This window comes from Glutamicibacter sp. AOP12-B1-11, assembly GCF_052379245.1.
Taxonomy (GTDB): domain Bacteria; phylum Actinomycetota; class Actinomycetes; order Actinomycetales; family Micrococcaceae; genus Glutamicibacter.
Window position 1 is genome coordinate 78,524 of record NZ_JBQSYL010000003.1, and the last position, 24,368, is coordinate 102,891.

The window sequence follows — 24,368 nt, forward strand, 5'->3', positions numbered from 1 at the left end:
TACTTCGGTTGAAAATTCACCATGCAATGACAAAGCCGTTGCCAACGAACAGTTGGCAACGGCTTTGTCATTGGCGCTCCGGCGGGTTCCTAGCGGAAGTTCACGAACTGGAGGTCAGCTTCGTCGAAGCCGCGCAGCAGCGTCATGGTCTCCTGCAGGTCGTCGCGGGACTTGGACGAAACACGCAGCTCGTCGCCCTGGATGGTGGACTTGACGCCCTTCGGCGCTTCGTCGCGAATGAGCTTATTGATCTTCTTGGCAACGTCTTGGGCGATGCCCTCGACGATGGACGCCTCGATGCGGTACTCCTTGCCCGAAGCATAAGGTTCGCCAGCGTCCAAGGACTTCAGCGAGATGTTGCGCTTGACCAGCTTGGACTGGAAGATGTCCAGCACAGCCTTGACGCGCTCCTCGGCGTTGGCCTTCATCAGGATCTTCTCGCCGCTGTAATCGATCTCGGCGCCGACGCCCTTGAAGTCGTATCGCTGCACGATTTCCTTCTGGGCCTGGTGTAGTGCGTTGGCGACTTCTTGGCTGTCTACCTTGCTGACGACATCAAAAGTGGAATCGCTAGCCATGTGATTTCTCCTTGGTGTTCTACGGGTCCAATTCGCTTCATAGCCTACCGGTTTAGCAGCGCGAATTTGGGCTGTGATCAGGCTTACATCAAAAATGCGCCTCTCGATTTCACAAGTCCCCGAAACTCCTGTAGAGTTATTTCTCGTTCCGACGTGAACAAACGGGGCAGATTACCCGAGTGGCCAAAGGGGGCTGACTGTAAATCAGCTGGCAACGCCTTCACTGGTTCGAATCCAGTATCTGCCACAAATGACTCCCAGATCTTAGGATCTGGGAGTTTTTTGCATCTCCGGAAAAGTACGCAAAAATCCCGATATTTCGGGTTTTCGAACTGCGCTCCATGTCTCTCAGCTACGTACTTGTGGCCGAATTCGGCTACCGTGTAAGCATGGCAACTAAAAATGTGAGCGAAGCAGAATTCGCCCAGCTGATTGAAGACAATGACATTGTGCTCGTTGATTTTTGGGCAGCGTGGTGCGGTCCTTGCCGTCAGTTCGCGCCGGTTTATGAGCAAACTTCGGAAAAGTTCCCTGACGTTGTGTTCTCGAAGGTGGACACCGAAGCCGAACAGGGTTTGGCCCGCGCTGCCAATGTCACGTCGATTCCGACCGTGATGGCATTCCGCGAAAAGGTCCTGGTTTTCTCCCAGCCTGGTGTACTGAATGCGGCCCAGCTCGAAGATCTAGTCACCGCAGTGAAGGGCATCGACATGTCCGAGGTGCACGCGCAGATCGCCGAGGAAGGCGCGCAGGCGGAATAGTACAAAAGCTATCTAGCAACTAAAGCTTCGGGCTACTAACGACCTCGATGATCCAACGGGGCATAGCGTGGCCCGAAGCTTTGCTTTTTCTGGCCGGAAAGCAGAAGCAGCCGAATCAGGCGCTGGCGCTGTCCGGCAAAAGGCGACAGCAGCTCAAGCATTGTCGAATCCTTGACGCGACGGCCGGTCAGCATCTGGCCAACGAACCCTGCCAGATGAAAGTCGCCGACCGAAATGTGGTCGGGGGAGCCGTGGGAACGCTGCAAGGTTTCGGCAACCGTCCAAGGCCCGATCCCGGGTATGGCCAGCAACGCAGCTTCCAGAGTGCCCGCGCCACTAGCCTGCGGCTTGATCTCACCCAGTTCCGGGGCGGCCCACCATTCCAAACGGCTCGCGGCGAACGCTAGCCTGCCCAAGGTCTGCGCCCGCTGATTCTCAACCCGGGCGCCTTGCCAATCCCAGCGTTTGAGCGCCGCGATTTGTTCCGGGCGCGGAAAAAGCCGCAGCCCGTCGGGCGCCGGGCCCGGTGCAGGTCTTCCATGGTGCCGGATCAGCCAGCGCCACGCATGATTAGCTTCGATACCGGTGACGCGTTGTTCCAGCACCGCACCGGCGGCATGCTCGAAGATCCGGTGGGTCCGCGGCAGCACCATATCCCGATGTTCCCTGCGCTGACGCTGCACTATTTCGGGCAGGGCGGCGAAGAAGTCCGGCTCATCGAAGCGCGCCCAATCGTCCTCCTTGCCCAAGAGCTCCGGCGCGAAATCGATGGCCCAGCGCGCACCCGGCCCCCACGCGCCGAATCGAGCGACGCCAGCGGGTGACAATTTCGAGATGTGCAGCGTCGCATCTCCCTGCGGCGTCGCAAAGGCCAACCAGGCGTCCGTGGCCGACAGGCGGATGGTCGGGTCGCCGAGGCCGCGACGCAAAATCCCCAAGGACTTCAGCAAATTGACCGGACGCCGCGGGTCATAGGTGCTGCTGATCGCCGCGGTGTGCACGCTCGGTACCTCTTCCCTGTTCGGGCCCATCGCTAACATTTCGGGCCGGTGATGGCTACTGGATGACGCTAAGCTACGAGCGGCCACGACATGTGTGACATCCGCCGGTAAAGTTCTTGACATGAAGTATGCGTCTACAGTTCTAGATCTGATTGGCAACACGCCACTCGTCAAACTCAATCGCGTGACCGACGGTATCAAAGCCACCGTGCTGGTCAAGCTCGAATACCTGAATCCGGGCGGATCCATCAAGGATCGCATCTCCCTGAAAATGGTTGAGCGTGCGGAGCAGAGCGGCGAGCTGAAGGCCGGCGGAACTATTGTCGAACCTACCAGCGGCAACACCGGTGTCGGGCTGGCGATGGTCGGACAGCTGAAGGGCTACAACACCATCTTCGTCACCCCGGACAAGGTCGGCGAGGAAAAGCGCGACGTGCTGCGCGCATACGGAGCCGAAGTCGTGGTGACGCCCACGGCGGTAGCCCCGGAATCCCCTGAGTCCTACTACGGTGTCTCGGACCGTCTGGTCCGCGAGATCGAGGGCGCATACAAGCCAGACCAGTTCTCCAATCCCGGAGCCCCGGAAAGCCACTTCGAGTCGACCGGCCCGGAAATCTGGAACGATACCGACGGCAAGCTCACCCATGTGGTGATCGGCGCGGGCACCGGCGGCACCATCACCGGTACCGGACGATACCTCAAAGAGATTTCCGCCGATCGTGCCACGGGTCCGGTCAAGGTCATCGCCGCGGACCCGGACGGTTCGGTCTACTCCGGCGGCACCGGCCGCCCGTTCCTGGTCGAAGGCGTCGGCGAGGACATGTGGCCGGGCAACTACGATCCTGCGGTGCCCGATGCGGTCGAGGCGGTCAAGGATGCCGACTCCTTCGAGATGACTCGCCGGCTGGCTCGCGAGGAGGGACTGCTGCTGGGCGGTTCATCCGGCATGGCCATCGTGGCGGCGCTGCGCGTGGCCAAGGACCTGAGCGAGGACGACGTCGTAGTGGTCATCGCGCCCGACGGCGGCCGAGGCTACCTGGCGAAGATCTTCAACGACTCCTGGATGCTCACCCAGGGCTTCACCTGCGAGGCGGACTCCGAGCTGGTGGGCATAGCCCGCGCGCTGGCTACCCAGCCGCAACCGGCCCTAGCACCCGAGACCACCCTGGTCCAGGCCGCCGCGGCGCTACGCGAGTCCGGTGCCGAAGCGCTGGTCGTGGCCACCAGCCAGCTGCCCGCCCGGATCGGCGAAATTCGCGGGGTCATCGGCGCGGCGACCATCGCCGACGCGCTCCTGGCCGGTGCCGCGGCCACCAGCGAGCTGGCAGAGCTCGAGCAGCTGGCCATCCCGCTGCTCGGCGTGGGGGAAGATCTCGCCCGTGCCCAAGAACTGCTGGCCGTGCACCCGGCGGTGCTGCTGACGCACGGCGGAGACGTCGTCGCCGCGCTGTCTGCCTCGGACCTGCTGGCCTACGTCACCCGCTAACGAATTCCATCACAAGGACAGGAACGTCATGACCGAAAATACCCAGGGATCAAATACTCGTTTCGTACACACCGGCCAGGAATTTGAACCGGTGACCGGCGCGGTAGTTCCGCCGCTGCACTTCTCCTCGACCTATGCGCAGGAAGCGATCGGCAAATTGCGCAACGGCTATGAATATGGCCGAGGCACCAACCCAACCCGTGATTCGCTCCAGGCGCAGCTGGCCGGAGCCGAATTCGGCAAACATGCGTTTTCCTTCAGCTCGGGCCTGGCGGCCGAGGACTCCTTGATCCGGGCGATCCTGCGCCCGGGGGACCACATCGTCCTGGGCAACGACGCCTATGGTGGAACCTTCCGCCTGATCGACCGAGTGCTTGGCGCCTGGGGCATCGGCAACACCCCGGTGGACATGTCCGACGAACAGGCTTTGACCGCCGCGATCGAAAAGAACAAGGCGAAGCTGGTCTGGGTTGAGACCCCGTCGAACCCGATGATGAAGATCACCGATATCTCCCGGGTCGCCCAGATCGCCCACGCGGCCGGAGCGCTGCTGGTTGTCGACAACACCTTCGCCAGTCCCTTCCTGCAGCAGCCGCTGACCCACGGCGCGGATATCGTCGTCCATTCCACCACCAAGTACATCGGTGGGCACTCCGATGTTGTCGGTGGTGCGATCATCGTGAACGACGACGAGCTGGCCGAGAAGATCGGTTTCATCCAGTTCGCGGTCGGTGCCGTCTCCGGCCCGATGGACGCCTTTCTGACCACCCGTGGGTTGAAGACCCTGGGCGTGCGCATGCGCACGCATAGCGAGAATGCGGCCCAGGTCGCTGCCTGGCTGCGCGAACGCAAGGAAGTGGAGCGCGTGCTCTACCCGGGCTTCGCGGATCACGCCGGCCATGAGATCGCCAAGAAGCAGATGAGCGGTTTTGGCGGCATGGTGTCGGTGCAGTTCGCCGGTGGCGAGGCCGCCGCGCGGAAGATTGCCGAAAGCACGAAGCTCTTCACCTTGGCCGAGTCGCTCGGTGGCATCGAATCGCTGATGAACTACCCATCGGAGATGACTCACGCTTCGGTCAAGGGAACCGAACTGGCCGTCCCGGTGAATTTGCTTCGCCTCTCGGTGGGTATCGAAGACACCGCCGATTTGATCGATGATCTGGAGCGCGCCTTCACGGCGCTCTAAGCAGAAAAAACACCGCGGGACTCGCAACCATTTGGGTTACGAGTCCCGCGGTGTTTAACGCGGCCGTCGACTATTTCTGTTTGGGCTTTGGCGAGACGAGCTTAAAATACTTGATGCTTGCAGGTGTCCACATCAGCAGCACCGCGACGAGCACCACGGCCGCAAGAATCGCATAGCGTCCCATGCGCAGCAGGGTAGGCAGCGCCGCGATCAGTCCGATCCAGGTCAACTGGGCACGTGCCGACCGTTCGCCCTTCCACAGGCGGATGGCCAAGAGGCAGAACGCAATGCCGGCCACCGCCAGCAGGGCTACGAGTGCCAGCGGCCCTAGGTCCAGGGACCGGCCAGTCCAGGTATCGAAGAACAGATTGGCTGCGAAGCCCAAGAAGAGCACTCCGGCCAAAATCCAAACAAACCGAGAGATGCGCAGTGCACCGGGGGTTGACACGTCCGTAAGTGAGGGATTCGCGGGCTTTTTCACGTCTTCCAGCCTAGCGTTCCGGCAACGGTTTTGGGTCCTCTGCGTCGCGGTGCCCGAACTCACACGGCTCTCACCCTGACAAATGGCCCCTGGTGTCGATAGTATTAGGTGTTCGCGAACATCAGGGTTTCCTTGCATCTCGCCCAATTTTTGAGGCTAGAGCCTTCTCGTGTTGTATTTCTTCCGCCAAGTGTGAGCGCGGTTTTTATGTCATAGGGGAGCGCTTGATGAGCGTGAGTAGTTTTTTACTGTGTAGCCTATGCGTCGTTCTTTCTTTTGGGGACGGGTAGGCCTTCCCCCAAACGAATGAGGTAATTCTTCGTGTCATCTGACATGCCCGTAAACACCAATGACGAAAAGACCACCGAAGAGCCGACCGTGCTCTTCAGCGAACTTGGTCTTGACGCCCGAGTGCTTGCAGCACTGGCCGACCTCGGCTACGAGAAGCCATCGCCAATCCAGGCCGCCACCATCCCACTGCTTCTTGAAGGCCGTGACGTTGTTGGTTTGGCTCAGACCGGTACCGGTAAGACCGCTGCGTTCGCGCTGCCGGCACTGTCCCGCATGGCCGAGCTTGCTGACCTCAACGGTCCAGCTCGCACCCCGCAGATCCTGGTTCTGGCTCCAACCCGCGAGCTAGCCCTTCAGGTTGCTGAAGCTTTCACTTCCTACGCCAAGTACCTCAGCGACTTCACCGTCCTGCCGGTATACGGTGGCTCCCCATACGGCCCACAGCTCAACGGCCTGCGCCGCGGCGCACAGGTTGTTGTTGGTACCCCAGGTCGAGTCATCGACCACATCAACAAGGGTTCCCTGGACCTGTCCAACCTCCAGTACGTTGTCTTGGACGAGGCCGACGAAATGCTTCGCATGGGCTTCGCCGAAGAGGTTGACAAGATCTTGGAGTCGACCCCGGCCGACAAGCAGGTTGCACTGTTCTCCGCAACCATGCCACGCACCATTCGTCGTATCGCTGCGGAATACCTGCGCAACCCACAGGAAGTTTCCGTCAAGTCGACCACCTCGACCGGCACCAACATCACCCAGCGTTACCTGCAGGTTATGGGTGCCCACAAGCTGGACGCCATGACCCGTATCCTCGAATCCGAGGAATTCGAAGGCGTTATCGCCTTCGTGCGCACCAAGATGGCTACCGAAGATCTTGCCGACAAGCTGAAGGCACGTGGCTTCACCGCCGCAGCTATCAACGGTGACATCCCGCAGCAGCAGCGTGAGCGCACCGTCGAGAACCTGCGTTCGGGCAAGATCGATATCTTGGTCGCAACCGACGTGGCCGCTCGTGGCCTTGACGTGGAACGCATCTCCCACGTCATCAACTACGACATCCCACACGACACCGAGTCCTACGTGCACCGCATTGGCCGTACCGGCCGTGCAGGCCGCAAGGGCGACGCGATCCTCTTCATGACCCCACGCGAGAAGTACCTGCTGCGTGCCATCGAGAAGGCTACCCGCCAGCCGGTGACCCAGATGCAGCTTCCTTCTCTGGACTCGGTCAACGACCGTCGCATCCAGCGTTTCATTGATCGTATCGACCAGACCATCAGTGGCCAGGATCTGACTACCTTCCGTGAAATCGTGGAGCGTTTCGCCAGCGAGCACGAAGACCTGGATCAGCTGGAAATCGCTGCCGCACTGGCACTGATGGCTCAGGGCGGTCGTCCATTGCTGATGACCGAACCAGTCGTCCCACCATCGAAGAAGGCCCGCATGGACCGCGAAGGCGGACGTGAGGGCGGTCGTGACGGAGCCCGTCGCGAACCACGTGAGCGCGGTGCACGCAAGACTGCAGCCGAGGGCAACGCCATGTACCGTCTGGCCGTTGGCCGTCGTAACCGCGTTCAGCCAGGCTCGATCGTCGGCGCACTGGCAAACGAGGGCGGCTTCAACTCCTCCGAAATCGGTGGCATTGACATCCGTTCGGATCACACCCTGGTCGAATTGCCAGCAGAGCTGAGCAAGGACCAGTGGCGTGCACTGTCCAAGACGCGCATCGGCGGCGAAGCCATCGACCTGGAGCTCGACAACGGTCGTAGCCCAGCCGAGGACTCGGATCGCGGTGGCTACGGCGACCGTAAGCGCTCCGGTGGCTTCGGTGGCGGACGCGGCGGCTTCGGCGGCGGCGGACGCGGTGGCGAAAAGCGCGGCGGCTTCGGCGGCGGCGGACGTGGCGGCAAGAGCCGTTTCGGCGATTCGGGCCGTAGCGGCGGACGTCGCGACTACTAAGCTCTGATTTCAATAGCACCCTCCTGAGCCGTGAAAACGGCTCGGGAGGGTGCTTTTGTTTAACCCCGATATCTCTTGAGGTTATTATTCCGGTAAGCCTCCAGCCGGCCGCCTACCGTTATCAAAGATGCTCTGCCCCATCATCCTGGCTTCGTAGTCGATGGCCGGGCTTCGGCGTGCTGGCGCAGCAAGCTAGGAGTCCTCGGAGGACGGCTAGCTGCCCTGCGGCGCGTTACTTGGAGGCCTGTGGCTGTGCTTCGGGCAGGACTACTTCAGCCAAGTTGCTTACTCTCGTTGATGCTTGGGCAGGTGGATGACCGGTGGAGTTGTATCTCGGACTACTCCGGTGGCTGGGGGAGCCAGGGACCGGTAGGTCCGTCCGTCTCCGGTGTCGATCACGATGGAGTGCGGCAGGTACGGATCGACTTTTTCATACCATCCCGGCAGTTCCTTCGCCTTGTTGCAGAACGAGCAGCGGAAGGAGGAGTTGTGCACGGTGGTCGGCCCGTTCAGGTGGTGCTGGACCACGTGGTCGATTTCTTCCGGGACTCCGTTGCAGTAGGGGGTTTGGCAGTGCGCGTCGCGGATGCGGATGAACTCTTTGAGGCTTTCGGGGAATTCGCGGGCTTTGGAGTCCATGGCGATGAGGTCTTGATTTCCCGGGGCGGTGTAGATTCGCTGGATTTCGGGGAAGGTGAAGATTCTGCGGTTCAGCTCGTCCTCGTGGCGGCTGAGGTGGAAGGGGTCTTCGAGGTCTACCCGGGCTCCGGCGACTAGTTCGCGGGCGTATTGGGCCGGGAGCATGCCGTAGCCGGGCAGGTTCGCCGGTTCCCGGTCGCCGAGGAACAGGGCCTTGTCGGTCATGATGAGCTTCACGTCGAGGAAGAGCGGGATTTTGGGTGGGAAGCCGTTGAGCTGGCTGCAGATGAGCATGTCTGCTTGGAGCTGCTTTTTGGTGCGGGGGTCGTTTCCGGTGCGGTGGATTGCTTTGGCGCGTTGTTTGATGGATTTGGCGAGGGCGGTGCCTTCGATGAGGGGGAGCTTGGCGCTGAGCATGACGCAGTTTTTTCCTTTGCGGAAGCGGATGTAGCGTTTGGCGGCTTCGTCTTCGGCTTGGATGGCTTTTTCGCTGCTTTGGTAGCGTTCGGTGAATTTGCGGACGGTGTCGGTGATGGCGTTGGGGCCGAGGTGGTTGAACATGTCGGGGTGGGTGGCGAAGAGGGCGTCGAATTCGCGGCGTGGGTTGGTGTCGATTTCTTGCAGTGGTGCGGTGATGGCCAGTATTTGGCGTTCGGTGAGCTCTCCTTGTTCGAAGGCGTGGGCCAGGTGTGGGGTGTCTTCGTTGAGGATGCGGCAGGAGGTGAGGTAGTTGCAGGCGCCGTGGGTGGTTTGGCGGCGGTTGATGGCGATGGTTGCGGCGGCGCCGCGTGCGCTGTGGTCGATGTGGATGCCGCGGTCATCGTGGTCGCGGACGACTGTTTTTTCGTAGTGGTAGGCGAGTTTGGCTTGGGCTGCGCTGCAGCTGGCTTTGAGCCGTTCGAGGTCGTCGATGGTTTGGGTGAGGGTGGTTTGGTTGCCGTGTTCCAGGATGGTGGCTAGGCGGGTGTTGAGGTCCTCGATGAAGGGCATGGGTTGGTTCAGGACGCCTGGGGTGGGTGGCCTGGGTGGGGGCTGGGTTTCGAAGTGTTTGTTGCCTTCGTTGTGTTCTTCGAACATATTTCCACTGTACGTGGGTGGCGTGGAGCGTTTGGGGTGGCGTTTACCAACTGTGGATTAGTGGAAACTTACCTGGCTGAGCGCCTGTGGAAAACGTCAATAAATCGCTGTGGCTTGAAGCTCTAGAGGCGTTGAATGAGTTGACAGGTATTGTCCCCGCAATGCGCAAGCTGCTGGCCTGGGGGGCTGCGCCTATAGCGGGATCGTGGCCCGTGCTCTGATTCGGAAAGTATTTTGGCAAGCAAAAAGGGAGAAAATCTGCGAACAGATTTTCTCCCTTTTATCCGAGCCCCCTGCCGGAATCGATCCGGCGACCTCGTTCTTACCAAGAACGCGCTCTACCACTGAGCTAAGGGGGCAACAGGTAAATACTTTACACACAAATTATGTGTTTTCAAAATCAGGCACCGCTTAGTGCTTGACCTCACAAAATCCATGCTCAGTAGGGGTTCTCTGAATTCAATGGACACTGGTTGCTTGCCTGCGCAGCGGCGGCGTGATGGTCGGCCAATGCAACCAGCCGCCTTGGTTGCGAGGGCAAAATTGGGCGGAACTGGGACTGCGGGGAAGAGTGTGGGCGCATAGCCGAGAAGACTAGCTTTGAGTGAGTAGCGTCACGGGCAAGGTTTTTGGTGAGGGCCATTCAAAGTCCGCGAACAGAGAAAGTGAATAACCGTTTTCACTTGGATCTTTATGGGAAATTGGGGTTTGGTTCACGCGGGGTTGGTCCGATTTTTCTTTGCTGAGAAATCCGTGTAGAGTATTTACTCGTTGCCCCCTTAGCTCAGTGGTAGAGCGCGTTCTTGGTAAGAACGAGGTCGCCGGATCGATTCCGGCAGGGGGCTCTGAGTGGGAAGTCTTCTTGGCTTCTACAGGATGACTTCCCACTTGTGGCGGCGTAGCTCAGCTGGTTAGAGCGCACGACTCATAATCGTGAGGTCCCGGGATCGAGTCCCGGCGCCGCTACCGACAAAAGCCTCGAAAACTCGTTGAGTTTTCGAGGCTTTCTTCGTTTTCTAAGGCTGGCCGATATTATCGGCCGTGTTCCTCGATGCTTTCAGCGCCAATGTGCGGACCTGCTCGAGCAGCTCTTCATCGAATGGTTCACCGGTAGCCGGGTCTCCCGCATTCGCATCGTGCCCATGCACGGCCGTGTGAAGCCGCTGCATCTGGAAATCAAGTTTTTCGGCTGCGCCGGCCGCTTCGGTCAGTTCCTCGACCAAATGGCTCGGCACGGAGCCTTCGTACTTGTAGAAAATCTTGTGTTCTAAACTGGCCCAGAAATCTTGGGCGATGGTACGAATCTGCACCTCGACGATCACCGGGACTGGCCCCTCCGAGAGGAACACCGGAATCTCCAGGATTACGTGCAAGCTTTTATAGCCGTTCGGTTTCGGGTTCTTGATGTAGTCCTTGACCTGAAGCACCTTGAGATCGTTCTGTGAAGTGAGCGTATTAAGGATCTTGTAGGTGTCCTTGATGAAACTGCAGGTAATCCGGATTCCGGCGATATCGGTAATGTTCGCGCGAATTGAAGAGAGGGCTGGATCGATGCCGCGCTTGACTACTTTTCGAAGAATGCTCTCCGGTGATTTCACGCGTGAAGTGACATGCTCGATCGGGTTGTACTTGTGCAAATACAAGAATTCCTCGCGCAGGATCGAAACCTTGGTCAGTACTTCGTCCGCGGCGAAGCGGTATTCCATCATGAACTTTGGAAGCGATTGCCGCAGGGAAAGCGCGAAGTCATAGGCAAGCGGCCCGTCGCCGCCGGCGGAATTGCTGATCGGAGTAGGTAGGACGGCGTGGTGATCATCTGAATGGGGAGAAATTTCGGCCACCTCTGCATAAAGTAGTAGGCCCGAGGGCATACCAATATTTCGTCATCTTCTTCCACACTAATGCTGTCCACTAAGAATTAGGCATGAACGAGATACATGTTGGTAGTGCATTGTCGCGGTGTTTAACGCTCTAACGTTGTGTGCAGGACTTTTGAAAGGGTCGGATGATTCTCGAACGTGAAAACCGGCAGCTCTGCCATGGAATTAGTTTTTCGCAAAATGAGCCAGATCCAATGTTGCGCCTGCGCCGTGGCGATGACTGGATCAATGAACCGCTTCGCGAGAACCGATCGATCACGCTGAGCGTGGGGGAGACGAAGTTCTGTCTGGGATATGTGAGCATGCGCGCCGATGGTTCACGCAGCCTGCATCCCTGCCCGAAGCTCAAGGGACTGAACACCGGCACGCAATGCGATGGCTGCCGCCGTTTGGACCAAAGCAAATTCATGCACCAATTCCATAAGACCGGAGAAGCGCCCGAGGGGCTGCGCAAATACCTGGAGCAACCGCATTTCCTGTACGTCGCAAGTTTCGCTCAAGGTGCTACCAAGGTCGGAACCACCTCGATGCAGAGCAAGTGGACGCGACTGGCGCAGCAAGGGGCGGTAGCCGCACGCTACGTCGCCCGGGCGGTAGATGGCGCAGCGATCCGCGTGTTGGAGGACCTTGTCACCGAGCATGTGGGTCTGAAGCAGCAGGTTCGACAAAAATCCAAGGTTAAAGGGCTGACCTCGTGGGACATGGATGCCGCGAGTCTGGACGCTGCCAATGCATCGGCCGCGCGGCGCACGCAAACCTTCCTCGAATCGCAGGGGGACCTATCGGCCTATGGCGTGGAATTGATGGATCAGCGTTGGGAACAGCCCGCATTTGCGCGTGAGGTAATCCGCGCATGGGATGCCAAGTCCGTCCACCCATGGGCGGGAGCGGTTCCGGGAAGCGAACTGAATCTGCGCATTCGCGGGGTGCTTGGCCAGGTGATTCTCGTGGACAGCGGCGCGGAGACGACTCTAAGATTGCTCGATGCCGCGGAACTGAAGACTCGCGTGGTGAGCGTGAAAGAGCAGCGCGGTGAGTTCTTCGAGGAACAATCTCCATTGTTCTGAGTTTCACGCGCAATTTCGTTTCGCGCTGGGCACCGTGGCGCGCACCGTCAACTAAACTGGATGCCATGACCAACACTCCATGGGAAGCGGCCTCTCCGCGTTACAAGAAGCTTGTGTTCACCGCCATGGGTGTTATGGGCTTTGGGATTATCTTGGCAATCATCGGTGCGAACATTCCTTCGCTGCCGCTGGTCTACACCGCGATCTGCATTATGGTCGTTGGCATGCTGTGCCATATTGTGGCGCTGGCTGTCCGTGCCCGGGATACCCGCAACTGGCGCATTGCCAATGGATTGGCGACCCCGCGCGCCAAGAAGCAGAAGTAACAGAGCCACCAGAAGCTACTTAGCAACTCACAACGTGCAGGAGAACTAATGGGTATCAACCCTGACCTCGTGGGGCGTATCTACCCCGCCGGTGCGTCCTACCAGGTAGGACGCGAAAAGATTCGTGAATTCGCCACCGCAACCAAGGCAAGCTCGCCGGCGCATTTCGAGGTGAGCGCGGCCCGCGATCTGGGGTACGCGGATCTGGTTGCCCCGCCAACCTTCGCCATCATCATCGCGCAGCGTGCCGATGCCCAGCTCATCGCCGATCCGGCCTCGGGAATCGACTTCTCCCGCGTGGTGCATGCCGACCAGCGGTTCACCCACCACCGGCCGATCGTTGCCGGCGACGAACTGCTCGCCGAGCTCTACGTGGACCAGGTGCGCGAAATGGGGGCCGGGGCGATGATCACCACCCGCTCCGAGATCACCACCGTGGCCGGCGAGAAGGTCGCCACCACCACTTCATCGCTACTGGTACGAGCAGAGGACTAGGCCATGATCGAATTCTCCACCCTGGAAAAGGGACAAGTCATCGGCTCGAAGACGGTGAGCGTGAACCGGGGCGATCTGGTGCGCTATGCCGGCGCCTCGGGGGACTTCAACCCGATCCACTACAACGAGCGCTTCGCTAAGGAAGTTGGGCTCGACTCGGTGATCGCCCACGGCATGTTCACCATGGGTTCGGTCATCGAACTGGTCAGCGCGTGGGTGGGAAACCCCGGAGCGATCCTGGACTACCAGACCCGCTTCACCAAGCCGGTCATCGTCGAAGACCCGGCCGGGAGCAACCCGGGCGACGCGGCGGGCACCGCCATCGACATCGAAGGCAAGATCGGCGCGCTGGATGCCGAAGCCCGCACCGCGCGCGTGGACTTGACCGTATCGGCCAACGGAACCAAGGTGCTGATGAAGTGCCAGGCCGTGGTGCAGCTCTGAACAAGCACCCGGTAGGCGAAGCGCCCGGAGCGGTCATCGCCTGGCGCAATTCGCTGATGGCGGCCTACCTGGCCAGCGGCCTGCTGATCTCCGCTCTGGTTTCCCGGCTGCCGGCGGTGCGCGACGCGCTGGCGCTGGATCACGCGAATGTCGGCTTGCTGCTGCTCTGCCTCAGCGCCGGCTCCTTCCTGTCGGTAGCCCTCTCGGGGCAGGCCGTCTTGCGCGTGGGTGCCACCAACGTCATGCGCGTCGCGGCGAGCGTGGCGGGCAGCTCGCTGCTGCTGGTCGGGCTGGGCTCCGGGGCGTTGGGCTCCACCTGGCTGACCGGAGTATTTCTCTTCACCCAGGGGCTGGGGACCGCCGCGTGGAATGTGGCCTCCAATGTGCAGGGCGCGGCCATGGAGCGGGCCCTGGGCAAAAGCATCATGCCCGCGCTGCACGGATTCTTCTCCATCGGCACCGTGCTCGGCGCCGGAATCGGTGCCGGCTCGGCCGCGCTGGCGCTGCCGGTGCAATACCACTACGGCGCGATGGGCCTGCTCATCGTGGGCACGGTGCTCTACAGCGCACGGTTCTTCGGCGAGGACTTCGCCAGGACCCCGCGCACGCACTCCGGGCCTTCGCTGAAGGCGGCCTGGCGGGAACCGCGCACGGTGCTGCTCGGCGTGCTGGTGCTGGGCATGGCCCTGGCCGAAGGGGCCGCCGGCGACTGGGTGGCCCTCGCCCTGGCCGACGGCTACCAGAGCAGCGCGGCGGTGGGCGCCATCGGCTACGGGGTGTTCGTGAGCACGATGACCTTGACCCGGTTGCTGTCCGGGGATCTGATCCTCCGGCTGGGCCGGGTGCGCATGATCCAGGCCAGCGCGATCGCCGCCCTGGCCGGCGTGCTGCTCTTCGCCTTCGGCGGCAGCCTGCCGCTGGCCTTCATCGGCTTGGCCGTGTGGGGGATGGGCGTCGCGCTGACCTTCCCGCTGGCGATGAGCGCCGCCTCCGCGGATCCGCTGCATGCGGCCACCCGCGTCTCGGTGGTCTCCACCATCGGCTACGGCGCCTTCCTGGGCGGCCCGCCATTGCTGGGGCTGCTGGCCGGGGCGATCGGGCTGCTGCCGGCGCTGGGCAGCATCTCGATTCTGGTGGTGCTTGCCTTCTGCCTTTCCGCCAATATGGCAGGGTACCGCCAGGCCGAAGACCACTAGCACACGTAATTATCCGAAAGTAGAAGCATGCTGAAGAATTTGACGACATCGCAGGTCGGCGGCCCGGCCCAGTCGCTGCTGGTCGCCACCGCCGAGGACGAGCTGGTCGCGGCCATCGCGGCGGCCGACGCCGCCGGGGAGCGCGTGCTGCTCGTCGGCGGCGGCTCGAACCTGGTCATTTCCGATGCGGGATTCCCCGGGACCGCCATCCAGATCGCCACCCGCGGGGTGCGCGTGGAAGAGCAGAGCCCGCACACCGCGCTGCTGCGCGTGGCCGCCGGGGAGAACTGGGACGCCGTGGTGGAATTCAGCCTGGCCCAGGAACTGAGCGGGCTGGAGGCACTCTCGGGCATCCCGGGCTGCGCCGGAGCCACCCCGGTGCAAAATGTGGGGGCCTACGGCGCCGACGTTTCGCAGACCCTTCAATGGGTGCGGCTCTACGACCGGGAAACCGGCGAGCGGCTCACCATGGACAAGGCGCAGCTGTCCTTCGGCTATCGCGACTCGCGGATCAAGCGCACGAGCGAGAACGGTTCGCCGCGCTACGTGGTGCTGGAGGTAGGCTTCGCACTGCGCCGCACGGAGGCCTCCGCGCCGATCCGCTATGCGGAATTGGCCCGGCGGCTCGGCGTGGAAGCCGGGGACAGCGCGCCGGCCGCAAAGGTGCGCCAGAGCGTGCTGGAGCTGCGGCGCTCCAAGGGCATGGTGTACGAGCCGAACGATCCCGACTCGCACTCCACCGGCTCCTTCTTCACCAACCCGATCCTGCCCGCCGAGGTGCTGAAGCGGCTACCGGCGGACGCACCGCACTACCCGGTGCCCGAGGCGGGCCTGGTGAAGCTGTCGGCGGCTTGGCTGATCGACCGGGCGGGCTTCGCCAAGGGCTTCGGGCTTCAAGGCAACGCGGGCTACGCGCTGGCCGGCGGGCGCGCGGCCCTGTCCACCAAGCACACCCTGGCGATCACCAACCGGGGAGGGGCCAGCGCCGCGGATCTGCTGGCCATCGCCCGGGCGGTGCGCGCCGGGGTCCACGAGCGCTTTGGCATCATGCTGGTCAACGAACCGCTGCTGATCGGCCTCGCCCTCTAGAGCGCGCAAAAAGCCCCTTCGAGCCGATGGCTCGAAGGGGCTTTGCCGTGTGCCTAGAGGCGGCCCTGGGCGATGGCCAGCATGCGGCGCAGCGGCTCCGCGGCGCCCCAGAGCAGCTGGTCGCCCACGGTGAAGGCGGAGATGTACTGCGGGCCCATTTCCAGCTTGCGGATGCGGCCCACCGGGATGTCCAGGGTGCCCGAGGCGGCGACCGGGGTCAGCGCGTCGACGGTGGCTTCCTTGGTGTTGGGCACGACCTTGGCCCATTCGTTGTCGGAGTCCAGCAGCGATTCGATCTCGGAGACCGCCAGGTCTTCCTTCAGCTTCAGGGTCAGCGCCTGCGAGTGCGAGCGCATCGCGCCGATGCGCACGCACAGCCCGTCCACCGCCACGTGCCGCTCTCCGCTGGTCTGCAGGATCTTATTGGTCTCGACCCCGGCCTTCCACTCTTCCTTGGACTGGCCGTTGCCCAGGTCCGCGTCGATCCACGGGATCAACGAGCCGGCCAGCGGCACGCCGAACTGGGTGGCGTCCAGCCCGCCGCGCTGCGCGGTCAGCACCTTGCGGTCGATCTCCAGGATCGCGGAGGCCGGGTCGTCCAGCTCGGAGGCGACGTGGGAGTTGATGTCGCCGAACTGGGTGAGCAGCTCGCGCATGTGGCGGGCGCCGCCGCCGGAGGCGGCCTGGTAGGTCATCGAGGTGCCCCATTCGACCAGGTTGTTCTTGAACAGCCCGCCGAGTCCCATGAGCATGCACGAGACGGTGCAGTTGCCGCCGACGAAGTCCTTGACCCCGGCGACGAGGGAATGATCGATCACGCTGCGGTTGACCGGGTCGAGCACGATCACCGAGTCCTCGTTCATGCGCAGCGTGGAGGCCGCATCGATCCAGAGCCCATCCCAGCCGGACTTGCGCAATTCGCTGTGGACCTTGGAGGTGTAGTCCCCGCCCTGCGCGGTGACGATAATGGGCAGCTTGGCCAGGGTTTCAAGATCGTAGGCGTCCTGCAGCGCCCCGGAGCCTTCGGCGAATGCCGGGGCGGCGCCGCCGGCGTTCGAGGTCGAGAAGAAGACCGGGTCGAGGTGCGCAAAATCGCCTTCGTCGAGCATGCGCTGCATCAGCACGGAGCCAACCATGCCGCGGTAACCAACAAATCCAACAGATGAAGTCATATCTCCATGGTAGGGCGCGCGGGCAATCTGGGCCGGGTTCGTTACAGCAGTTAAAGCAGAATCACACCCGAGGCCCAGCAGGGCTCGAGTGTGATTCGCGGAAGCCGAAGAGTTACTTTTCCTCCAGCAGCTTCTTGCGATTGTTGATGGCCCACATCGCGCCGAAGATGAACAGCTGGGTGGGGACCAGCAGCATGATCAGCCCGAAGACCTTGTTTCCGCTGAGCACCATGAAGAAGCCCAGGGCCGCCACCACCAGCGCCAGCAGGGGGAAGAGCATGTAGCCGAGGATGAACAGCGCCTCGGGGTGCGCCTTGAGCTCGCCAAGATATTTTTTCACGTCGGTTAGTCCTTTTCGCGGATCCAGGATTCGAAGCGGTAGCCGATACCGCTCTTTGAGCTATGCCAGGCCTCGGCCGGGTCGGCCGCGGAGAGCTTAAAATCTTCCGGGAGCTCCGGGGCCTTGGTATCGCCGGCCGGGCTCAGATCAAGCCGGGTGACCACCGCAACATCGAGCAGCTCCAGGGCCGCGGCGTAGAGCTGTCCGCCGCCGATGATCCAGATCTCTTCGCTGCCCGGGCTCTGCCGGGCGATATCCAGCGCTTCGCGCAGGCCGCCGGCCGGGATGCCGCCGTCGGCGCGGAGCTGATCCTGCTTGCGCGAGGTCAGCACGATATTGCTGCGCCCGGGCAGCGGGCGGAACTTGGCCGGGAAGGATTCCCAGGTGTTGCGTCCCATGATTACCGGGTGCCCGGCGGTGACGGCCTTGAAGTGGGCCAGATCCTCGGGCACATGCCAGGGCATGGAGCCGGCGGCGCCGATGATCGAGTTGGCGCCCTGCGCCCAGATCGCGCCGATCAGCGGTGCCTGGCCGGTGGCGTGGCGTGGACTCATACGGCCACGGCCCCCTTGATGGTCGGGTGGTGCTGGTAGTCCTTGAGCACAAAGTCTTCCAGCGTGTAGTCGAAGAGCGAGGCCGGCTTGGACGCGAATTCCAGCTTCGGGTAGGGGTAGGGCTCGCGGCGCAGCTGCTCACGGACCTGTTCCAGGTGGTTGGTGTAGATGTGGGTGTCGCCGCCGGTCCAGATGAATTCGCCCGGTTCCAGATCCAGCTGCTGGGCGACCATCAGGGTCAGCAGCGCGTAGGAAGCGATGTTGAAGGGAACGCCGAGGAACATGTCGGCGCTGCGCTGGTAGAGCTGGCAGGAGAGCTTGCCCTCGGCGACGTAGAACTGGAAGAACACGTGGCAGGGAGGCAAGGCCATCTTCTGGATTTCGGCCACATTCCAGGCCGACACGAGGTGCCGGCGCGAATCGGGGTTGCTTTGCAGGGAATCCATGACCTGGGAGATCTGGTCGATATGCGCGCCGTCCGGGGTCGGCCAGCTGCGCCACTGCACCCCGTAGACCGGGCCGAGCTCGCCGTCTTCATCGGCCCATTCGTTCCAGATGCGCACACCCTGGTCCTGCAGCCATTTCACATTTGATTCACCGCGCAAAAACCAGAGCAGTTCCGCGGCAACCGACTTAAAATGCACCCGCTTGGTGGTGATCAGCGGGAAGGATTCGCTCAGGTCGAAGCGCAGCTGGCGGCCGAAAACGGAGCGCGTGCCGGTGCCGGTGCGGTCCTCTTTCGCGGCGCCATTGGCGAGCACATCGGCCAGCAGGTCTTCGTATGGTGTGGCGATAGTCTGTGGAGTCACCGTTCCATCCTAGCTTTCCATGGCCCGATCGCGCTAAAAGCGGTGCCGGCTCACGCGAGCATATCGTGGTACTCCGGGTAGCGGGAGAGATAATCCTGCACATAGCTGCATTCGGGGACGATTGTGGCTCCCTCGGCGCGCAGCTCATCGAGCACCATGGTCACCAGCGCGCGGGCGTAGCCGCGGCGGCCGAACTCCTCGTTCACGATCGTATGCTGCAAGGTCACCTGCTGCCCCTCGCGGTGGTAGCCGATGAAGCCGACGAAGGTGGAGCCGTGCCATAGCGAGTAGCGCCCGCGTCCCGGGTCGTGGTCCATGCGCAAGCCCTGGTGCACGATCTTCTGCACCGGGTGTTCTGGCTGTTGGGCAGTCATGGCGGTTGCCTCCTCGCTGGTGACTTCTCTCACCTCTAGTCATAGTCGCATTTCGGGATAGATGCAACGACCGTGCACGAGTTAGTCGTGATAGGGCGCGTGGATCTCCACGGACACGAACTGATGCTTCGCGCCGATGGCCTGCTGGGCCACGATCACGCCGCCCGGATCCAGGAACGGGTCCTGGGCCGGCAGCACCGCGGCGACCTTCGTCGAAACCCGGGAGCGCAGGACCTCGATGATCAGCGGGAGCACCGGGCGGTGCGTGCAGATCACCTGCGAACGCGACTTGGCCACGAGCTTCTCGATGGCGCGTTGGGCCTTGTGCGGCTTGCGCTTGGCCTCGTGCTCGGTGATGGAGCGGATGGTTTTCAGCTTCAGCGCGTGCAGCACCAGGTACGGGGTCACCGTTTGCACGCAGCGCGTCCACGGGGAGGAAGCCACATGCTCCGGGCCCCACGCGTCGAGCATGCGCGCCACCGCCTGCGCCTGCCGGCGGCCGGTGGCCGCCAGCGGGCGTTCGCCCTCGGCGCGTGTCCACTTGCCGCGCGGCTTGGCCTTGGCATGGCGCAGGATGATGAAGGCCAAGCTCTCCAGGCGCTGCTTCTGGTGGGCCTTGAGCAGATCTTCGAGCGGGGCGAGATCCGAGGGGTTGGTCAGCAGGGCCGCGGCCTCGGCCGCCGTGGCCCAGCGCAGCTCATCGCATTCGACGCCGTCGGGCTCCGCCTGCAGCGCGGGGTCCACCTTGGCCGCCCAGTAGTAGACGACCTTGGTTTTGCCCTTGACCGAATAGGCGGTGGCCGCCAGCGGGATGCCGAGGTTCAGCCGCAGGCCGACCTCTTCGCGCAGTTCGCGGATGGCGCATTCGGGGATCGACTCGCCGGAGTCGAGCTTGCCCTTGGGCCAGGACCAATCGTCATAGCGCGGGCGGTGGATCAGCAGCACGTGCAGTTCGCCGTCGCGCAGCTGCCAGGGGATCGCTCCGGCGGCGACCACATCGAATTCGCCCAGGCGGATCTCTTCGGCATCGCTTGAGCGCTGTAGTTCGCACAGCTGCAGACGTGAATGCTGGGACTGGGAAGCGGTCACTAGTTGTGCAGTCCGCTCTGCCGGCGCCGGGTGTGCTCTTCGGTGAGCCAGAACTGGATGTCGGTGAGCGCCTTGCCCTCGGCATCCTGGTGGTGGCGGGTCCACGCGCCATCGGAGCCCAGATGCCAGCTCATGGTTGAATCGTCCATATAGCGCCCCAGCAGGTCGGTGAGGGAGTCGATGTCCTCCTGGGCGTGCAGCGAAACGAGCGCCTCCACGCGGCGGTCCAGGTTCCGGTGCATCATATCGGCGCTGCCGATGTAGACCAGCGGGTCGCCGGCATTGCCGAAGAAGAACACGCGGCTGTGCTCCAGGAAGCGGCCGAGGATCGAGCGGACGCGGATGTTCTCGCTCAGGCCCGGCAGCTGCGGGCGCAGCGCGCAAATGCCGCGGACGATCACATCCACCTTCACCCCGGCCTGGCTGGCCCGGTACAGGGCATCGATAATGGCCTCGTCGACCATCGAATTCACCTTGATGCAGACGTAGGCCGCGACCCCGTTTTGCGCGTTGGCGATTTCCTTCTCGATCAGCTCCAGCAGCCCGGTGCGCACCGTGCGCGGGGCCACCAGCAGCCGGTGGTAGGTGGACCGCGGCGCGTAGCCAGAGAGCTGGTTGAACAGCCGCGAAACATCTTCGCCTACGGCTTCGTCGCAGGTCAGCAAGCCAAAGTCTTCGTAGTAGCGGGCGGTGCGCGGGTGGTAGTTGCCGGTGCCGATATGGCAGTAGCGGCGCAGCTTGTCGCCTTCCTTGCGCACCACCAGGGAGAGCTTCGAGTGGGTTTTCAGGCCCACGATGCCGTAGACCACGTGCACCCCGGCCTGCTCCAGCTTGCGCGCCCAGGTGATGTTCGCCTGCTCGTCGAAGCGCGCCTTGATCTCCACCAGCGCCAGCACCTGCTTGCCGGCCTCGGCCGCGTCGATCAGCGCGTCGACGATCGGGGAGTCCCCGGAGGTGCGGTAGAGGGTCTGCTTGATCGCCATCACCTTCGGGTCCGCGGCGGCCTGCTCCAAAAACGCCTGCACGGAGGTGGAGAAGGAATCGTAGGGGTGGTGCAGCAGGATGTCGCGCCGGCGCACCGCGCCGAAGACATTCGCGGCCTTCGCGGTCTCCGATTCGTTCAGGAACCTGGAGGTGTGGCCCACATGCTTGGTGTAGTGCAGCTCGGTGCGGTCCAGCGCGGCGATGACGCCCAGCCCGCGCAGATCCAGCGGGGCCGGCAGCCGGAAGACCTCGTCTTCCTCGATATTCAGCTCGCGCACCAGCAGTTCGAGCACCTGCGGGTCAATGTCGTCGGCGACCTCCAGGCGCACCGGCGGGCCGAAGCGGCGGCGCAGCAATTCCTTCTCCAGGGCCTGGAGCAGATTCTCCGCGTCGTCCTCCTCGACCTCCAGATCCTCATTGCGGGTGACGCGGAAGAAGTGGTGCTCGACGATTTCCATGCCCGGGAACAACAGGTCCAGGTGCACGGCGATCAGCGCTTCGAGCGGGATGAACCGGGCGGTGCGCTGCGAGGAGTGCGCCGCCTTGGCTCCGTCGATGCCGACCAGCCGGGCGATGGTATCGGGCACCTTGAGCCGGGCGAAGAGCTCCTTGCCGGTCAGCGGGTTGCGGACCACCACCGCGAGGTTCAGCGACAGCCCGGAGATGTAGGGGAAGGGGTGCGCCGGGTCGACCGCCAGCGGGGTGAGCACCGGGAACACCTGGGAAACGAACCAGGAGGAGAGGTGCTGGCGCTCGGATTCGCCGAGTTCATCCCAGCGGGTAATCCGGATGCCTTCCTCCGCGAGGGCCGGGCGGACCTGCTCGGAAAAGACCAGGGCATGCCGGGTCTGCAGCTCGTGGGCCGAATTGAGCAGCAGTTCGAGCTGGTCGACCGGGTTCATCCCGTTGGCTGCGGGCACCGCCAGGCCGGTGGCGATGCGGCGCTTGAGCCCGGCCACGCGCACCATGAAGAACTCGTCGAGGTTCGAGCCGAAAATTGAGAGGAAGTTCACCCGCTCCAGCAGCGGGAGATCCTTGTCTTCGGCGAGTTCCAGAACGCGCGCGTTGAAGTGCAGCCAGGACAACTCCCGATCCAGGAATCGTTCGTTGTTGAATCCACCCTCGGGATGCCGGGCCGGCGATTTGATGGCCGGCTCGATGCGGTCTTCGTTCATCTTCGACGCTGGCACATCACGTAACTGTGAGGCCGGCTGCTTCGGGGTGGTAGTCATCTACTGAACTCGCTTCTTTCTGCAAGTGGAAACCTAGTTGCACCTCATTGCGCTGGCCAGAGGCTCTGCTCTGCCCGGTACCCTACGATTCTATCGGCTGCGGGCCGTACATGATGTCGGTGTCCCAGAGTGTGAAGCCCAGCGAACGGTACAGGCTGACCGCCGCCTGGTTCTCGGCGTCAACGTAGAGCAAGACGGCGCCCACTCCCATTTCCAGCAGGTAGTTCACGCCGAGGGCGGTGAGCACGCGGCCCAGGCCCAGGCCCTGGGCTTCGGGGACCACGCCGACCACGTAGACCTCGCCCAGCGGGCGGACCGAATCCCCGGTGGCCGGGTGGATCTTGGTCCAGTGGAAGGCGATGACCTGCTCCGCGGCGTCGAAAGCCAAGAAGAAGCCCGCAGGATCAAACCAGGATTCGGCCATGCGCGAGTCCAAATCAGCCAGCGTGAGCGAACCCTGCTCCGGATGGTCCGCGAATGCCGCCGCGTTGGCGGCCAACCAGGCCGGCTCGTCCTCGCCCACCCGGAAGGTGCGGACGTTGCTGCCGCGGTCCAGCTGCGGAACTTCCAGCGCTTCGGGGCTTTCGCGGCGCAGCTTATGGAGTTCGCGCACGGTGGCCAGGCCGATTGCCTCGGCCAGCTTCTTGGCCGCGGGATGCCCGCCGTGGGCCCACGCCTGAATGCGGCTCAGTTCCAGCTCTTCGCCGAGGCGCTGCACGAGGGCCGAGGCGATGCCTTGCTGGCGATGCTGCGGGTGCACCACGAGTTCGACCACCCAGGAATCGGCCTCCGGATCACGCACCGCGGCCACCACGCCGACCAGCGTGGACTCTCCGGGGTCCGCCTGCTGCTCGGCGCGCAGCGAGAAGACCTTGTCCGAGAATTCCTCGGAGCCAAGGGCGACCAGGGTCTGGTCGCTCAGCGGCGGGTTGCCGTCGTGTTCCTGAGCTGCGGCGGCAAGCTTGCGTACCTCAGCAAGTTCGCGTTCTTCCAGCTCACCTTGTGTTTTCTCGATGGACAAAGTAGTTTGTGGCAGTTCGCTCATACCTTCACCTTAGCCGGTGATTCCGTGCAGCTACCAGTGGCGGGAGAAACTTAAACTTCGGTGTAGAAGCGGTAGCCGACATTTCGCACGGTGCCGATCAGCTGTTCATGATCGGTGCCGAGTTTGGCGCGCAAGCGACGCACGTGAACGTCGACGGTGCGGGTACCGCCGTAGTAGTCGTAGCCCCACACTTCGTGGAGCAGCTGCTCGCGGGTGAAGACGCGTCCGGGGAACTGCGAGAGGTACTTGAGCAGCTCAAATTCCTTGTAGGTCAGATCCAGCATGCGGCGATCGATGCGCGCGGTGTAGCTCAGCTCATCGATGGTCAGCCCGGAGGTATTCTCCTGGACCACCACCTCCGGTGCGGCCGAAAGGATCAGCCGGATCCGGGCCTCGAGCTCCCCGGGGACCGCGGTAGGCAAAATGAAGTCGGAGGCATGCCAAGCGGAATTCAAAACGCCCAGGCCACCCTCGCCAATGACCAGCAACAACGGTAAATTGACGGTAGAGTGGATGGTTTGCGCCAGGGCTCGCGCGGCAATCAGCTCGGTGCGCGCGTCGAGAATGACCGCTTCGGCGTCGCCGATTTGGCTCAGCGCCTCGGTGTTGGCCGGCAAGCAGCGGTTCTCGTGAAGCAGCAGTTCCAGCGCCGGAAGCACCTCGGCACCGGTGCTTGCATTATTACTCAGGAGCAGTAGGTGCGCCATGATGGAGTTCCTCCTGCCAGTGGTGTGCGAAAAAATCGTTTTTACGTGTCACAGTATAAAGAAAGAATCACTCAAAGTGCGCATGTGAACGAGCAAGTGCCCGGACTAT

General features: G+C 62.6%; 24 protein-coding genes and 4 tRNA genes. 13 read left to right on the forward strand and 15 right to left on the reverse strand.

The window, feature by feature from the left end; genetic code table 11:
- Positions 1-89: 89 nt before the first annotated feature.
- Positions 90-578 (reverse strand): YajQ family cyclic di-GMP-binding protein, encoded by a 489-nt coding sequence (locus ACT3UQ_RS02460; RefSeq protein WP_105553174.1) that lies wholly within the window; start codon positions 576-578, stop codon positions 90-92.
- A 165-nt stretch (positions 579-743) separates the two neighbouring features.
- On the opposite strand from ACT3UQ_RS02460, the gene ACT3UQ_RS02465 reads away from it, so the two are divergent.
- Together ACT3UQ_RS02465 and ACT3UQ_RS02470 are read left to right on the forward strand one after the other, a co-directional pair.
- Positions 744-825: transfer RNA gene (locus tag ACT3UQ_RS02465), tRNA-Tyr, on the forward strand.
- A gap of 142 nt (positions 826-967) precedes the next feature.
- The gene (locus ACT3UQ_RS02470; RefSeq protein ID WP_096283570.1) at positions 968-1,339 is read left to right on the forward strand and encodes a thioredoxin family protein; all 372 of its coding nucleotides are present in this window, start codon (positions 968-970) and stop codon (positions 1,337-1,339) included.
- A gap of 35 nt (positions 1,340-1,374) precedes the next feature.
- Here the strand turns inward: ACT3UQ_RS02470 and ACT3UQ_RS02475 are convergent, their stop codons facing one another.
- Positions 1,375-2,370: a DNA-3-methyladenine glycosylase family protein gene (locus ACT3UQ_RS02475; protein ID WP_444636443.1), complete on the reverse strand. Its 996-nt coding sequence runs from the start codon at positions 2,368-2,370 to the stop codon at positions 1,375-1,377.
- A 91-nt stretch (positions 2,371-2,461) separates the two neighbouring features.
- Between ACT3UQ_RS02475 and ACT3UQ_RS02480 the strand changes: the two genes are divergently transcribed.
- Positions 2,462-3,826: a pyridoxal-phosphate dependent enzyme gene (locus ACT3UQ_RS02480; protein WP_105553172.1), complete on the forward strand. Its 1,365-nt coding sequence runs from the start codon at positions 2,462-2,464 to the stop codon at positions 3,824-3,826.
- Between the two features lie 28 nt (positions 3,827-3,854).
- Complete coding sequence (locus tag ACT3UQ_RS02485; protein ID WP_105650037.1) at positions 3,855-5,012, forward strand: cystathionine gamma-synthase; 1,158 nt, start codon at positions 3,855-3,857, stop codon at positions 5,010-5,012.
- Positions 5,013-5,082: 70 nt separating this feature from the next.
- On the opposite strand, the gene ACT3UQ_RS02490 is transcribed toward ACT3UQ_RS02485, so the two are convergent.
- Positions 5,083-5,493 (reverse strand): hypothetical protein, encoded by a 411-nt coding sequence (locus ACT3UQ_RS02490; RefSeq protein WP_141393447.1) that lies wholly within the window; start codon positions 5,491-5,493, stop codon positions 5,083-5,085.
- A 333-nt stretch (positions 5,494-5,826) separates the two neighbouring features.
- Here ACT3UQ_RS02490 and ACT3UQ_RS02495 point away from each other — a divergent pair, with 333 nt between their 5' ends.
- Positions 5,827-7,740 carry a DEAD/DEAH box helicase gene (locus ACT3UQ_RS02495; protein WP_105553169.1) on the forward strand — a complete coding sequence of 638 codons (1,914 nt, stop codon included), beginning with the start codon at positions 5,827-5,829 and terminating at the stop codon, positions 7,738-7,740.
- Between the two features lie 285 nt (positions 7,741-8,025).
- Here the strand turns inward: ACT3UQ_RS02495 and ACT3UQ_RS02500 are convergent, their stop codons facing one another.
- Positions 8,026-9,456, reverse strand: coding sequence for an HNH endonuclease signature motif containing protein (locus tag ACT3UQ_RS02500; protein ID WP_444636444.1), 1,431 nt, complete (start codon positions 9,454-9,456; stop codon positions 8,026-8,028).
- Between the two features lie 287 nt (positions 9,457-9,743).
- Positions 9,744-9,815, reverse strand: a tRNA-Thr gene (locus ACT3UQ_RS02505).
- Between the two features lie 414 nt (positions 9,816-10,229).
- Here ACT3UQ_RS02505 and ACT3UQ_RS02510 point away from each other — a divergent pair.
- A tRNA-Thr gene (locus ACT3UQ_RS02510) sits at positions 10,230-10,301 on the forward strand.
- 47 nt (positions 10,302-10,348) lie between these two features.
- Positions 10,349-10,422, forward strand: a tRNA-Met gene (locus ACT3UQ_RS02515).
- Between the two features lie 50 nt (positions 10,423-10,472).
- Here the strand turns inward: ACT3UQ_RS02515 and ACT3UQ_RS02520 are convergent.
- Positions 10,473-11,189 carry a GTP pyrophosphokinase gene (locus ACT3UQ_RS02520; protein ID WP_374954780.1) on the reverse strand — a complete coding sequence of 239 codons (717 nt, stop codon included), beginning with the start codon at positions 11,187-11,189 and terminating at the stop codon, positions 10,473-10,475.
- A gap of 341 nt (positions 11,190-11,530) precedes the next feature.
- On the opposite strand from ACT3UQ_RS02520, the gene ACT3UQ_RS02525 reads away from it, so the two are divergent.
- The 6 genes from ACT3UQ_RS02525 to ACT3UQ_RS02550 all read left to right on the forward strand — a co-directional run bounded on the left by ACT3UQ_RS02525 (position 11,531) and on the right by ACT3UQ_RS02550 (position 15,953).
- Positions 11,531-12,403, forward strand: coding sequence for a DUF2797 domain-containing protein (locus tag ACT3UQ_RS02525; RefSeq protein WP_105553166.1), 873 nt, complete (start codon positions 11,531-11,533; stop codon positions 12,401-12,403).
- A gap of 65 nt (positions 12,404-12,468) precedes the next feature.
- Positions 12,469-12,729, forward strand: coding sequence for a hypothetical protein (locus ACT3UQ_RS02530; RefSeq protein WP_096283766.1), 261 nt, complete (start codon positions 12,469-12,471; stop codon positions 12,727-12,729).
- A gap of 48 nt (positions 12,730-12,777) precedes the next feature.
- A complete protein-coding gene (locus ACT3UQ_RS02535) occupies positions 12,778-13,224 on the forward strand; it encodes a MaoC family dehydratase N-terminal domain-containing protein (protein WP_105553165.1) in 447 nt (148 codons plus the stop codon).
- Positions 13,225-13,227: 3 nt separating this feature from the next.
- Positions 13,228-13,668 (forward strand): MaoC family dehydratase, encoded by a 441-nt coding sequence (locus tag ACT3UQ_RS02540; RefSeq protein WP_105553164.1) that lies wholly within the window; start codon positions 13,228-13,230, stop codon positions 13,666-13,668.
- Complete coding sequence (locus ACT3UQ_RS02545; RefSeq protein ID WP_258133536.1) at positions 13,644-14,864, forward strand: MFS transporter; 1,221 nt, start codon at positions 13,644-13,646, stop codon at positions 14,862-14,864. Before ACT3UQ_RS02540 ends, ACT3UQ_RS02545 begins: the two co-directional genes overlap by 25 nt.
- A gap of 27 nt (positions 14,865-14,891) precedes the next feature.
- Entirely contained in the window at positions 14,892-15,953 is a 1,062-nt protein-coding gene (locus ACT3UQ_RS02550; RefSeq protein WP_444636445.1) for a UDP-N-acetylmuramate dehydrogenase, read from the forward strand.
- Between the two features lie 53 nt (positions 15,954-16,006).
- Here the strand turns inward: ACT3UQ_RS02550 and asd are convergent, their stop codons facing one another.
- From asd to ACT3UQ_RS02595, 9 genes are all read right to left on the reverse strand, one after another.
- A complete protein-coding gene (gene asd / locus ACT3UQ_RS02555; RefSeq protein ID WP_105553162.1) occupies positions 16,007-17,125 on the reverse strand; it encodes an aspartate-semialdehyde dehydrogenase in 1,119 nt (372 codons plus the stop codon).
- 112 nt (positions 17,126-17,237) lie between these two features.
- On the reverse strand, positions 17,238-17,465 hold the full coding sequence (locus ACT3UQ_RS02560) for an NF038396 family protein (protein WP_096283756.1): 228 nt from the start codon (positions 17,463-17,465) through the stop codon (positions 17,238-17,240).
- Positions 17,466-17,470: 5 nt separating this feature from the next.
- On the reverse strand, positions 17,471-18,019 hold the full coding sequence (locus ACT3UQ_RS02565) for a dihydrofolate reductase (RefSeq protein WP_444636446.1): 549 nt from the start codon (positions 18,017-18,019) through the stop codon (positions 17,471-17,473).
- Positions 18,016-18,828, reverse strand: a complete 813-nt coding sequence (locus ACT3UQ_RS02570) for a thymidylate synthase (protein WP_444636447.1) — start codon at positions 18,826-18,828, stop codon at positions 18,016-18,018. Before ACT3UQ_RS02570 ends, ACT3UQ_RS02565 begins: the two co-directional genes overlap by 4 nt.
- A 50-nt stretch (positions 18,829-18,878) precedes the next feature.
- A complete protein-coding gene (locus tag ACT3UQ_RS02575; RefSeq protein WP_105568739.1) occupies positions 18,879-19,202 on the reverse strand; it encodes a GNAT family N-acetyltransferase in 324 nt (107 codons plus the stop codon).
- A gap of 81 nt (positions 19,203-19,283) precedes the next feature.
- Positions 19,284-20,291 carry an NUDIX hydrolase gene (locus tag ACT3UQ_RS02580; RefSeq protein WP_444636448.1) on the reverse strand — a complete coding sequence of 336 codons (1,008 nt, stop codon included), beginning with the start codon at positions 20,289-20,291 and terminating at the stop codon, positions 19,284-19,286.
- Positions 20,291-22,507 (reverse strand): RNA degradosome polyphosphate kinase, encoded by a 2,217-nt coding sequence (locus ACT3UQ_RS02585; protein WP_105650417.1) that lies wholly within the window; start codon positions 22,505-22,507, stop codon positions 20,291-20,293. Before ACT3UQ_RS02585 ends, ACT3UQ_RS02580 begins: the two co-directional genes overlap by 1 nt.
- 82 nt (positions 22,508-22,589) lie before the next feature.
- Entirely contained in the window at positions 22,590-23,552 is a 963-nt protein-coding gene (mshD, locus tag ACT3UQ_RS02590) for a mycothiol synthase (protein ID WP_105650418.1), read from the reverse strand.
- 50 nt (positions 23,553-23,602) lie between these two features.
- On the reverse strand, positions 23,603-24,259 hold the full coding sequence (locus tag ACT3UQ_RS02595; protein ID WP_105553155.1) for a response regulator transcription factor: 657 nt from the start codon (positions 24,257-24,259) through the stop codon (positions 23,603-23,605).
- Positions 24,260-24,368: the final 109 nt, after the last annotated feature.

Bases quoted from the DNA above. Each gene is read 5' to 3' on its own strand.
- ACT3UQ_RS02460 (WP_105553174.1), bottom strand. From the start codon at position 578: ATGGCTAGCGATTCCACTTTTGATGTCGTCAGCAAGGTAGACAGCCAA.
- ACT3UQ_RS02470 (WP_096283570.1), top strand. From the start codon at position 968: ATGGCAACTAAAAATGTGAGCGAAGCAGAATTCGCCCAGCTGATTGAA.
- ACT3UQ_RS02475 (WP_444636443.1), bottom strand. From the start codon at position 2,370: ATGGGCCCGAACAGGGAAGAGGTACCGAGCGTGCACACCGCGGCGATC.
- ACT3UQ_RS02480 (WP_105553172.1), top strand. From the start codon at position 2,462: ATGAAGTATGCGTCTACAGTTCTAGATCTGATTGGCAACACGCCACTC.
- ACT3UQ_RS02485 (WP_105650037.1), top strand. From the start codon at position 3,855: ATGACCGAAAATACCCAGGGATCAAATACTCGTTTCGTACACACCGGC.
- ACT3UQ_RS02495 (WP_105553169.1), top strand. From the start codon at position 5,827: ATGCCCGTAAACACCAATGACGAAAAGACCACCGAAGAGCCGACCGTG.
- ACT3UQ_RS02500 (WP_444636444.1), bottom strand. From the start codon at position 9,456: ATGTTCGAAGAACACAACGAAGGCAACAAACACTTCGAAACCCAGCCC.
- ACT3UQ_RS02525 (WP_105553166.1), top strand. From the start codon at position 11,531: ATGTTGCGCCTGCGCCGTGGCGATGACTGGATCAATGAACCGCTTCGC.
- ACT3UQ_RS02530 (WP_096283766.1), top strand. From the start codon at position 12,469: ATGACCAACACTCCATGGGAAGCGGCCTCTCCGCGTTACAAGAAGCTT.
- ACT3UQ_RS02535 (WP_105553165.1), top strand. From the start codon at position 12,778: ATGGGTATCAACCCTGACCTCGTGGGGCGTATCTACCCCGCCGGTGCG.
- ACT3UQ_RS02540 (WP_105553164.1), top strand. From the start codon at position 13,228: ATGATCGAATTCTCCACCCTGGAAAAGGGACAAGTCATCGGCTCGAAG.
- ACT3UQ_RS02550 (WP_444636445.1), top strand. From the start codon at position 14,892: ATGCTGAAGAATTTGACGACATCGCAGGTCGGCGGCCCGGCCCAGTCG.
- asd (WP_105553162.1), bottom strand. From the start codon at position 17,125: ATGACTTCATCTGTTGGATTTGTTGGTTACCGCGGCATGGTTGGCTCC.
- ACT3UQ_RS02565 (WP_444636446.1), bottom strand. From the start codon at position 18,019: ATGAGTCCACGCCACGCCACCGGCCAGGCACCGCTGATCGGCGCGATC.
- ACT3UQ_RS02575 (WP_105568739.1), bottom strand. From the start codon at position 19,202: ATGACTGCCCAACAGCCAGAACACCCGGTGCAGAAGATCGTGCACCAG.
- ACT3UQ_RS02585 (WP_105650417.1), bottom strand. From the start codon at position 22,507: ATGACTACCACCCCGAAGCAGCCGGCCTCACAGTTACGTGATGTGCCA.
- mshD (WP_105650418.1), bottom strand. From the start codon at position 23,552: ATGAGCGAACTGCCACAAACTACTTTGTCCATCGAGAAAACACAAGGT.
- ACT3UQ_RS02595 (WP_105553155.1), bottom strand. From the start codon at position 24,259: ATGGCGCACCTACTGCTCCTGAGTAATAATGCAAGCACCGGTGCCGAG.